The sequence below is a fragment of the Arminella tubonensis genome, assembly GCF_003240585.1.
In the GTDB taxonomy this organism is placed as follows: domain Bacteria; phylum Pseudomonadota; class Alphaproteobacteria; order Rhizobiales; family Rhizobiaceae; genus Rhizobium; species Rhizobium tubonense.
The window spans coordinates 105,554-114,944 of the sequence record NZ_PCDP01000082.1 but is presented as its reverse complement, the minus strand read 5'-3'; the positions used below and the strand labels follow the sequence as shown (position 1 = coordinate 114,944).

Annotated in this window: 11 protein-coding genes and 1 pseudogene; 5 read left to right on the top strand and 7 right to left on the bottom strand. The window is 60.2% G+C overall.

The genetic code is table 11. From position 1 onward, the window contains the following. The 4 genes and pseudogenes from CPY51_RS31685 to CPY51_RS31670 all read left to right on the top strand — a co-directional run. A pseudogene (locus CPY51_RS31685) lies at positions 1–127 on the top strand (IS630 family transposase); the annotation flags it as partial. Positions 128–331: 204 nt separating this feature from the next. Beyond that, positions 332–1,132: an inositol monophosphatase family protein gene (locus CPY51_RS31680; protein WP_111164327.1), complete on the top strand. Its 801-nt coding sequence runs from the start codon at positions 332–334 to the stop codon at positions 1,130–1,132. 136 nt (positions 1,133–1,268) lie between these two features. Continuing rightward, positions 1,269–2,309: a MotA/TolQ/ExbB proton channel family protein gene (locus CPY51_RS31675; RefSeq protein ID WP_111164326.1), complete on the top strand. Its 1,041-nt coding sequence runs from the start codon at positions 1,269–1,271 to the stop codon at positions 2,307–2,309. Between the two features lie 3 nt (positions 2,310–2,312). Next, positions 2,313–3,344, top strand: coding sequence for a peptidoglycan -binding protein (locus CPY51_RS31670; RefSeq protein WP_111164325.1), 1,032 nt, complete (start codon positions 2,313–2,315; stop codon positions 3,342–3,344). A 1-nt stretch (position 3,345) separates the two neighbouring features. On the opposite strand, the gene CPY51_RS31665 is transcribed toward CPY51_RS31670, so the two are convergent. The 5 genes from CPY51_RS31665 to CPY51_RS31645 form a co-directional block, all read right to left on the bottom strand. After that, the gene (locus tag CPY51_RS31665) at positions 3,346–4,608 is read right to left on the bottom strand and encodes an RNA polymerase sigma factor (RefSeq protein WP_111164324.1); all 1,263 of its coding nucleotides are present in this window, start codon (positions 4,606–4,608) and stop codon (positions 3,346–3,348) included. Between the two features lie 9 nt (positions 4,609–4,617). Next, on the bottom strand, positions 4,618–4,968 hold the full coding sequence (locus CPY51_RS31660; RefSeq protein ID WP_111164323.1) for a YciI family protein: 351 nt from the start codon (positions 4,966–4,968) through the stop codon (positions 4,618–4,620). A gap of 260 nt (positions 4,969–5,228) precedes the next feature. Then, entirely contained in the window at positions 5,229–5,417 is a 189-nt protein-coding gene (locus CPY51_RS31655) for a YegP family protein (RefSeq protein WP_111164322.1), read from the bottom strand. A 145-nt stretch (positions 5,418–5,562) separates the two neighbouring features. Further along, positions 5,563–5,856, bottom strand: a complete 294-nt coding sequence (locus tag CPY51_RS31650) for a BrnT family toxin (RefSeq protein WP_111164321.1) — start codon at positions 5,854–5,856, stop codon at positions 5,563–5,565. Between the two features lie 93 nt (positions 5,857–5,949). Further along, the gene (locus tag CPY51_RS31645) at positions 5,950–7,764 is read right to left on the bottom strand and encodes an ABC transporter transmembrane domain-containing protein (protein ID WP_420820772.1); all 1,815 of its coding nucleotides are present in this window, start codon (positions 7,762–7,764) and stop codon (positions 5,950–5,952) included. 182 nt (positions 7,765–7,946) lie between these two features. Here CPY51_RS31645 and rpmE point away from each other — a divergent pair, with 182 nt between their 5' ends. Next, positions 7,947–8,168: a 50S ribosomal protein L31 gene (gene rpmE / locus CPY51_RS31640; RefSeq protein WP_111164319.1), complete on the top strand. Its 222-nt coding sequence runs from the start codon at positions 7,947–7,949 to the stop codon at positions 8,166–8,168. A 131-nt stretch (positions 8,169–8,299) separates the two neighbouring features. Here the strand turns inward: rpmE and rcdA are convergent, their stop codons facing one another. Then, positions 8,300–8,815 (bottom strand): protease adaptor protein RcdA, encoded by a 516-nt coding sequence (rcdA, locus tag CPY51_RS31635; protein ID WP_111164318.1) that lies wholly within the window; start codon positions 8,813–8,815, stop codon positions 8,300–8,302. A 376-nt stretch (positions 8,816–9,191) separates the two neighbouring features. After that, complete coding sequence (locus CPY51_RS31630; protein WP_111164317.1) at positions 9,192–9,383, bottom strand: DUF1192 domain-containing protein; 192 nt, start codon at positions 9,381–9,383, stop codon at positions 9,192–9,194. Positions 9,384–9,391: the final 8 nt, after the last annotated feature.

Below are 9,391 nucleotides of genomic sequence, written 5' to 3'. Positions count from 1 at the left end.
GGCAGCCATCAACCGCTTTATCAAAGAGCACAATGAAGAGCCGAAGCCGTTCATCTGGAAAGCAGACCCTGACGACATCATCGCAGCCGTCAGACGTGGGCACCAAGTGTTGGAATCAATCGACTAGAGACGGTCTTTCTTGCCAGAGGTTTTCATGGCTAAAGCACCTGTCAACGCCGGCGATATCGTCGCGGTGCATCGCTCCACTTGAAATTCGCGCGATTTTGTGGTCTTGAGGCCGCCAATCTTTATCGCGCCACCGATCCCGCTCTGCCGGGACCCGTGCTTCCGGGTCCGGATGGCGTCTTCTGTGTTTCAAGGAAAAGCCCCAATGGCCCGTTCTGCCCTTCTCAATGTCATGGTCCAGGCCGCCCTCAAGGCAGGCAAGTCGCTCAGCCGCGACTTCGGCGAAGTACAGAACCTGCAGGTTTCGATGAAGGGTCCAGGCGATTTCGTTACCCAGGCCGACCGCAAGGCTGAAAAGATCATTCGTGACGAGCTTCTGAAGGCCCGCCCGACCTACGGTTTCCTCGGCGAGGAAAGCGAAGAGATCAAGGGTACCGACGGCGCACACCGCTGGATCGTCGATCCGCTCGACGGCACGACCAACTTCCTGCACGGCATTCCGATGTTCTCGGTCTCCGTCGCACTGGAGCGCAACGGCGAGATCGTCGCCGGCGTCATCTTCAATCCGGCAACCGACGAGCTTTATACCTCAGAGCGCGGCGGCGGGGCTTTCCTCAATGACCGGCGCCTGCGAGTGGCCGGGCGTCGCGTGCTTTCCGACGCCGTGATTGCCAGCGGAATTCCTCATCTCGGCCGCGGAAACCATGGCAAATATCTTGTCGAACTGCGCCATGTCATGGGCGAAGTCGCCGGCGTGCGCTGCGTCGGCTCGGCTGCGCTCGATCTTGCCTATGTTGCGGCCGGTCGTTTCGACGGCTTCTGGGAAGTCGGCCTTCAGCCCTGGGACATGGCAGCCGGCGTGCTGCTCATCCGCGAGGCCGGCGGCTTCATTTCCGATTGGGACGGCGGCACTGCCATGGTCGAGCAGGGCTCGGTCATTTGTGGCAACGAACACATCCAGAAGGCGCTGGCCGAAGTGGTCAAGCGACCTATCCCGGGTAAGTAAGCCCAACATTTTCCAGTATTTACCTTAAGTCTAAACTGCCTGTTGCCAAGCAGACGTTTTGTGCCCTTGCGCCCTTCAATTCGGCACGATGTTGCTCTAGTCTCGCTATACGCAAACTGCGGTGGCTGAGGTAATTATGGAAAATGTGAAACTGGCGGACTTGGGCTCGACCGAAAAATCGGGCGAGGGCTACGGCTACAAGCTCTCCAGCCCAATGGCTTTCTTCTGGACGATGATCCTGTTCCTGATCATCGTCGGCTTCATCGCCGCGATCCTGTTTCGACAGGCGAAAGAGGCGTTCCTGCACAATCCCGGCCTCAACGGCTTGATCCTCGGCGTTCTCGGCATCGGCATTCTCCTCGTCTTCAATCACGTTTTGTCGTTGAGGACGGAAGTACGATGGTTCAACTCCTTCCGTATCGTCGGCAACATCGAGAAGGTCGGCCGCAAGCCGAAACTGCTGGCGCCCATGAGCGCGCTGCTCGGCAGCCGCAAGTCCCATTCGCTGTCGACCACGACGCTTAGATCCATCCTCGATTCCATCGCGACACGCCTCGATGAATCGCGGGATACCTCGCGATACATGATCGGGCTGCTGGTCTTTCTCGGTCTGCTCGGCACCTTCTGGGGCCTGATCGGCACGATCGGCTCCATCAATCAGGTCATCCAGTCGCTGGATGTGGGCGCGAACGGCGATATCCTCGGCGCGCTCAAGGAGAGCCTAGCCGCGCCGCTGGTCGGCATGGGCACGGCCTTTTCATCATCGCTGCTCGGTCTTTCCGGCTCGCTGATCCTTGGCTTCCTCGACCTCCAGGCCGGCCGCGCGCAGAACCGCTTCTACACCGAACTTGAAAACTGGTTGTCATCAGTGACAGATGTCGGCTCCGACCTGTCATCGGCGATCGACGGTATTCCAGGCGCTTCTTCCGACGACGTCCGGGCGCTATCCGAACACATGCGCAAGATCGCCGAGGAGAATGGCGACGGCCAGCGCTCCGTGGCCGCGATGGCCAATCTGGCCGAGGGCATCCAGGGTCTCGTCAAGAACATGCGCAACGAGCAGCAGATGCTGAGAGACTGGATCGAAGCGCAGCAGGAGGAGGCGAAATCGATGCGCCGCACGCTGGACCGGTTGTCGGACCGGATCGGCAGCATCGAAAAGACCGGGAGCAAGTAGGCCATGGGGCTCGCGCGAAACCGTCGCCGCGAACGGACGGTCGACTACTGGCCGGGGTTCGTCGACGCGCTGTCCACGCTTTTGATGTCGATCATGTTCCTGCTGACGGTGTTCGTCATCGGCCAGTTCATTCTTGGCCGCGAAATCAGTGGTCGCGACGAGGTCCTCAATCGCCTGAACAGCCAGGTCAATGAACTTACGCAGCTTCTGGCGCTCGAAAAGGGTGGCAAGCAGGATCTCGAAGATTCCGTCGCCAACCTGCAGTCGTCGCTCGCCACTGCCGAGAGCGAACGTTCGCGGCTGCAGGCATTGATCGATGCCGGCTCCGGAAGCTCGCAGGCCTCGCAGCAACGTATCGGCACCCTGACCCAGCAGCTTGACGACCAGAAGCAGACCAGCACGCGCGCGCTCAGCCAGGTCGATCTGTTGAATCAGCAGATTGCCGCGCTCCGAAATCAGATCGCCGCGGTCGAGGCGGCGCTGCAGGCGTCGGAGACAAAGGATGACAGTTCGCAGGCAAAGATCGCCGATCTCGGCCGGCGTTTGAACGTCGCGCTGGCGCAGCGTGTCCAGGAGCTCAACCGCTACCGTTCGGACTTCTTCGGGCGACTACGAGAAATCCTGTCGGATCGCGACAATATCCGCATTGTCGGCGACCGCTTCGTCTTCCAGTCCGAAGTGCTCTTCCCATCGGGCGGGGCCGATCTCAATCCCGACGGCCAGACCGAAATGGCCAAGCTTGCGGCAGCGCTGATCGACGTCGCCAAGGAAATTCCGCCTGAAATCAACTGGGTTCTGCGTGTGGACGGTCATACCGACAACGTGCCGCTCTCCGGCACCGGTCGCTACGGCGACAACTGGGCGCTTTCTTCGGCGCGCGCCATTGCCGTCGTCAAATTCCTGATTGCGCAAGGCGTGCCGGCCGATAGGCTCGTCGCCGCCGGTTTCGGCGAGTTCCAGCCGATCGCGCCCGGCGACACTCCGGAGGCGCGCGCTACCAACCGCCGTATCGAACTGAAGCTGACGGAGAAGTAGTTCAACTCTTCGCTTCCAGCCGCCGCCGGGCGTCGGCCTGCCGCTGCTGGAGAAACCGGCGGAGAGCAGGGCTTTCGCTGAGCCCGATGGCGATATCATATGCGGCGATTGCATCTTCAATCCGGCCAGTCTGGCCGAGGAGGTGCGCGCGCACGGCCCAGTACGGCTGGTAGGATGCGATTTCGGTGGCATCGAGCCGATCAAGGCAGGCAAGGCCGATTGCCGGTCCGTGCGCCTTGCCGACTACCGCCGCGTGACTGACGAGGGCGCCGGCCGTCGGCCGCATCTCGATGAGGGCCGCGTAGAGCGTCGCCAGCGCTGTCCAGTCTGTCGTGTCTGTTACGCGGCGAGCGGCGTGCACCGCCTGTATTGCCGCATGACACTGGAACGGACCGAAGCGATCGAACGCGCCGGCCTTGATCAGCAGCTTGTCGGCCTCGTCATTCATCGCCTCGCTCCAGCGCGCGACATCCTGTTCTTCGAGCGGGACGTAGTCTCCTTGGGCGTCCCTACGGGCCTCGCGCCTGGCCTCGCAATAGAGCATCAGAGCCAGCAGGCCTGATACCTCGGGCTCGCCGGGCATGATAGACAGGAGCGCGCGGCCGAGCCAGATTGCCTCCTCTGTCAGGTCGTTGCGGACGTTGTCTCCGCCATCAATGCCATCCCAACCCAAACCGTACGCCGCATAAATGGCCACCAGCACGCCCGCCAGTCGTTGAGGCAGGATCGATCTGTCCGGGATGGTGAAGGGGATACCGGCATCGCGGATCTTGGCCTTGGCGCGGACCAGCCGCTGGCCCATCGTTTCCGGCGAGACGAGGAAGCTGGAGGCGATGTTCCGGGCGTCAATCCCCAGGACCGTCTGCAGCATGAGCGGCGCATGCATCGCCGGGTCGATGGCGGGATGGGTGCAGGCGAAAAGAAGCTTCAGCCGTTCATCGGGAAAGATATCGTCGGTGGAGGCCCGGTTCATTTGATCCTCCGCCTCCTCCATCGCGAGCTGGATGACCCCGCGCGCGGCCGTTCTGACGTTGCGATGTCGCGCCTCCCGAAACAGATTGCGCCTGGCGGCCACCAGCAGCCAGGCGTCCGGGTTGTCCGGAACGCCCTTCTCGGGCCATACCCGCAAGGCGCTCGCCAGCGCGTCGGACAAGGCATCTTCAGCCGCGGGTACATCCCGCGAGCGCGATGCAAGATAGGCAACCAACTTGCCATAGGACTGGCGCGCCGAGCGTTCTGCGGCGCGGCGCGCTTCGTTTCCCATGGCTCTGGCTCACATCTCCAATAGAGGCCGGACCTCGACTGACCCCTGTTCCGTTATCGGAACCCGGGCTGCCCATTCCATCGCCGCATCGATATCCGCCACGTCGATCAGATAAAACCCGCCAAGCTGCTCCTTGCCGTCGGGGAACGGCCCGTCCTGCACCTCGCGCTTGTCGCCGCGGATCCGTAGCACCGTTCCGGTCTCGGGCGCCTTGAGGCCTGCTCCGCCTGTCATTACGCCCGCCTGCAGAAGCGCCTGCGTATAGGCACCCCAGCCGGCCCGGTATTTTTCACCAGCCGTCGGATTGTCTCGCAGAGCGAAATCGTCGGCCGATTCGCGAATAAGGATGGCATATTTCATCGCTGTTCTCCTGATACTCGGTTGATGTACGGCAGAAGACAGGTTCGAGCGCGGCTCGGCCGCGTTGGTCCTTCTGTCCGCCGGTGGACCGGTTCATTCATACGATCCGATACAATGAGCCTCGGGTCGTCGAGATTTCGACAGAGATGGCGAAAATTTTCAAGATGGTTGGTTGTTCCGCTATGCCCTATGGAACTGCGGCCGGCTTACCTTGTGGTAGCCGGCCGCAAATGATGACGCGATCTATAAGAAACCAGGCCTCAGGCGAGGGCTGATGTCTGATCGTCCGTGGTGGCGTCCGGCACATGCTTCTTGATCGAATCGATGGCGTGCAGGGCCGAAGCCTTTGCCTTGTAGCCTTCCGACGAAAACATCGTCTCGCCATTCGATGCCTTGAACCGGAAGCGGAACTCGCCGGCCTTGTCCTTGTAAACTTCGAATTTATACATCTCGCCCGTCTCCCTGACAGATCGCTTGGACTCGCTCTCACGTTGAAAGCGCATCGTAATGCCGCCTGAAAGATCAAATTCTGTCAAGTCGCCATCGTCGACAAAACGCGCTGCATCCTCGTCAGAAGCGAATTCCGGCAGAGATTTAAGCTTTTTGCTGCTCCAAGTGTCGAACTTCCTTTGCATGCATATACCTAGCGCTTACGGGCCGCAGTAATGTTAGACGGTTTTTTCTCCGCAAGCAAAACACAATGAAGGTATATCGGTCGTCCCCGTCTTTACCTATGCCGCGGTACCGGTGCTCCTCGTCACGATCGGATGAGTCGTCTAAAACCCTCACATCACCATCAAAGATCGATTCTATTTGACTCTTGGATAGCCCATGCTTGCCACATTTTGGCCAGTTGCCATTGTCCCAATCGAAGCCGCCGATCTTCATGTTTTGCCGTTCGTGAACTCTCGTGCAAGAGTACAGGAAGGCACCGCGATGGCAACAATAAGTTGTGCTTTGGTGCTTTTGCGACCGCGACCTCTACTTCACCGTCAGCATGCGCTCCTCGACGCCGGCGTCGAATTGGAGGCGGGCAAGCTTGGCGTAGATGCCGCCGTGGCGGACGAGGCTTTGGTGGGTGCCTTCCTCGACGATGCGGCCATGATCCATGACGAGAATGCGGTCGGCTTTCAGGACCGTTGCGAGCCGGTGGGCGATGACAACTGTCGTCCGACCTTCCATCAATCCGTCGAGGGCCTTCTGGACGAGGGTTTCGCTTTCGGCATCGAGGGCGGACGTTGCTTCGTCGAGCAGCAGGATAGGTGCATTCTTGAGGATAGCCCGGGCGATGGCGATGCGCTGGCGCTGGCCGCCGGACAGCGTGATGCCGCGTTCGCCGACCGGCGTATCGTAACCCTGGTCCAGCCTCGAGATGAACTCGTCGGCCTGGGCGGCAAGGGCTGCCGCCTTTACCTCCTCGCGCGTTGCGCCCGGGCGGCCGAAGGCGATGTTCTCGTGGATCGTCGCGACGAAGATGGTCACGTCCTGCGGCACGATGGCGACGCGTTCACGCAACGCGTCGGGCGAGACGTTTCGGGCGTCGATGCCGTCGATGATCACCGATCCCTGCTGCGGATCGTAGAAGCGCAACACAAGCGAGAAGACGGTGCTTTTCCCGGCGCCTGATGGCCCGACGATGGCGACGGTCTCGCCCGGCTTCACCGCCAGCGAGAGACCATGCAGGGCAGATTTTCCCGGTCGCGAGGGGTAGGAGAAATGTACGTCGGAGAACTCGACCCGGCCTTCCGCAGGCTCGGGGAGCGGCAGCGGATTGGCGGGGCTGGCGATCGGCGACACTTCGCCGAGTAGTTCGCCCAGACGATCCGCGGCGCCTGCCGCTTGCGAAAGCTCGCCCCAGACTTCGGACAGCGCGCCGAGTGAGCCGGCCGCGATGACGGAATAGAGAAGGAATTGGCCGAGGGTCCCTGCCGATAGCGTCCCATCGAGGACATTGTGCGCGCCGACCCAGAGCACGGCGACGACGCTGCCGAAGATGAGGGTGATTGCAAAACCCGTCAGCATGGAGCGCGACTTGATAGCGGAGCGGGCTGCCTCGTAGGCATTCTCGACCGCGCCGCCGTATCGCGCCGCCGCTGCGTCTTCACCGTTGAAGGCCTGGACGGTACGCGTTGCCGCGATCGTTTCGTTGGCGAAGGCGGAGGCGTTGGCGAGCATGTCCTGCGCGGCGCGCGAGCGTTTGCGCACCGAGCGACCGAAGGCCACGAGCGGCAGGACGATCAGCGGAATGGCAATGAGCACGATGCTCGACAGCTTCGGGCTGGTGGCAATCATCATCACCATGGCGCCGAAACAGAGAATGAGGTTGCGCAAGGCCACCGAAGCGGTTGCGCCAACCGCGGATTTGATTTGCGTCGTGTCGGCCGTCAGGCGCGAGACGATCTCGCCGGATTGGTTGACGTCGAAGAAGGAGGGCGACAGCCGCGTTACATGGTCGAAGACCTCGCGGCGCAAATCGGAAACGATGCGCTCGCCGAGAGTAATGACGAAATAGTAGCGAAGGGCACTGGCCACAGCGAGCACGACCGCCATCACCATGATGACTGCGAAATAGCTGTTGATGAAGGTGCTGTCGGAGCGGGAGAAGCCGTGATCGATCATGCGCCTGACGGCGAGCGGCAGGGCGAGCGAGGTCAGCGCCGCCAGCGCAAGTGCTACGATCGCACCCGCCACCATACCGCGATAACGCAAGAGATAGGGGGTCAATCTGCCGAGAGGCCGGATCGAGCTGCGCTTTTTCGCTTCAGTTTGTGCCGTCTCTGCCAATACTCGTTCCATCCATAAAAAGCCCGGGGTCACACGGCCTGATGGCTCTTGTTATCCGCGCCACCTTCCTGTATAGGCACCGCATCTTAATGGGAAGCCGTAGCCTTTATCGGACTGCGGCTTCATTTATTCAATCGGTTCGGTTGCCGCAATGGGTTGCGACAAATGGACCCCGGCATGGCAGGAAGATTGTTATGAAGGCGAACATTCACCCAGAATACCACATGATCAAGGTGGTCATGACTGACGGCACCGAATACCAGACCCGCTCGACCTGGGGTACTGAAGGTGGCGTCATGAACCTCGAAATCGACAGCAAGTCGCACCCGGCCTGGACCGGCGGCAACCAGCAGCTGATGGACCGCGGCGGTCGCCTTTCGAAGTTCAACAAGCGCTTCGGCGGCCTCGGCCTCTAATCGCTTCGCGACAAGATGTTTTGAAAGAGCCCGGTTTTGCCGGGCTTTTTTGTTGCGCATTCGCCTGGAACAAACAAAAAACCGGCCGCGCTGAGCGCGACCGGTTTGATAGGACGGATATTGTTCTCGGTTCAGTTCAGGCCGAAAGCCGTCTGCAGCAGGTTGAGCTGGGCCTTGACGCTATTCTGGTTGTCCGGAAGCTTCTGGACCTCGTTCGGGCGGTAGATTTCGCGATCGAGCAGGGCAATGCGGTTCTGGAGGCGGAGCGAGCGTTCGACGAGATCGCGGAAAGACTCCGGCAGATCGTTCCAGCCGGGTGCGGCGCGATCGACGTTGAAGCCGTCGAGACGAACCTTGTTCTTTTCGCTCAGAACCTGGTCGCGCGACATTTCGCCATTGTTTACAGCGCGCTGCAGCAAAAGCCAGGACGCCATCTGCATCAGGCGGGTGGTGAGGCGCATGGATTCGGCGGCATAAAGGACGGATGCCATGCGCGGCAGAACCTTCGATGCAGCGCGGCCGTTTCCGTCGAGATAGCCTGCGGTTTCTTCGACGAGTGCCATGCCTTCGGAGTACAACGCCTTGAATTGCGAGGACGATGCCGCACGTCCTGCAAAGCTGATCGTGTTCAATCCAAGTTCGGACATGCAGGTAATCCCCATTTCATGCATACTTTGATCAGGTAATGCAGGCAAACCCCAAAGGTTTCGCCGCCTTCGTTCTTATGACTTCAAGATGGTATTTCTAACCGAAATTCGCAAGGCGATTCTTAAGAAAGGGTTAATCTCCACAGTTTCGTTAACCTAGGGAGAGGTCAAACAAAAAAGAAGAGCCGCGAAAGCGGCTCTCAAGGTAAAACAGGGAGAAAAATCAGACCAATTCGCCAAGTGGAGAAACTGTCTGAGTCCAGACAAAATCTGGATAGCCATAGTAATATCTCATAAAGCCTAATATTGGGTTAAAGATGCCCCGAAACTGTACTTCAAAGGCCCCGCGCAGGCTCACACGGACTATTTCCAGGCCCTAGGATCTGAACAGGTTTTCGGCGGCTTTGCGGCCGGATGCCTTGCTGGCGCATTCCGTTTCCAGCCTCTCGATTTCAGCCTGCAGCAGGGCGATGCGCGCCTTCAACTCGTCGACGGAAAGCATGGAAAGGTCGCTGCCGATCTCATGGGCGAGAGGCTTTTTCGGTCGATCGTCGTCAAAGATGCTCATGGTCCATC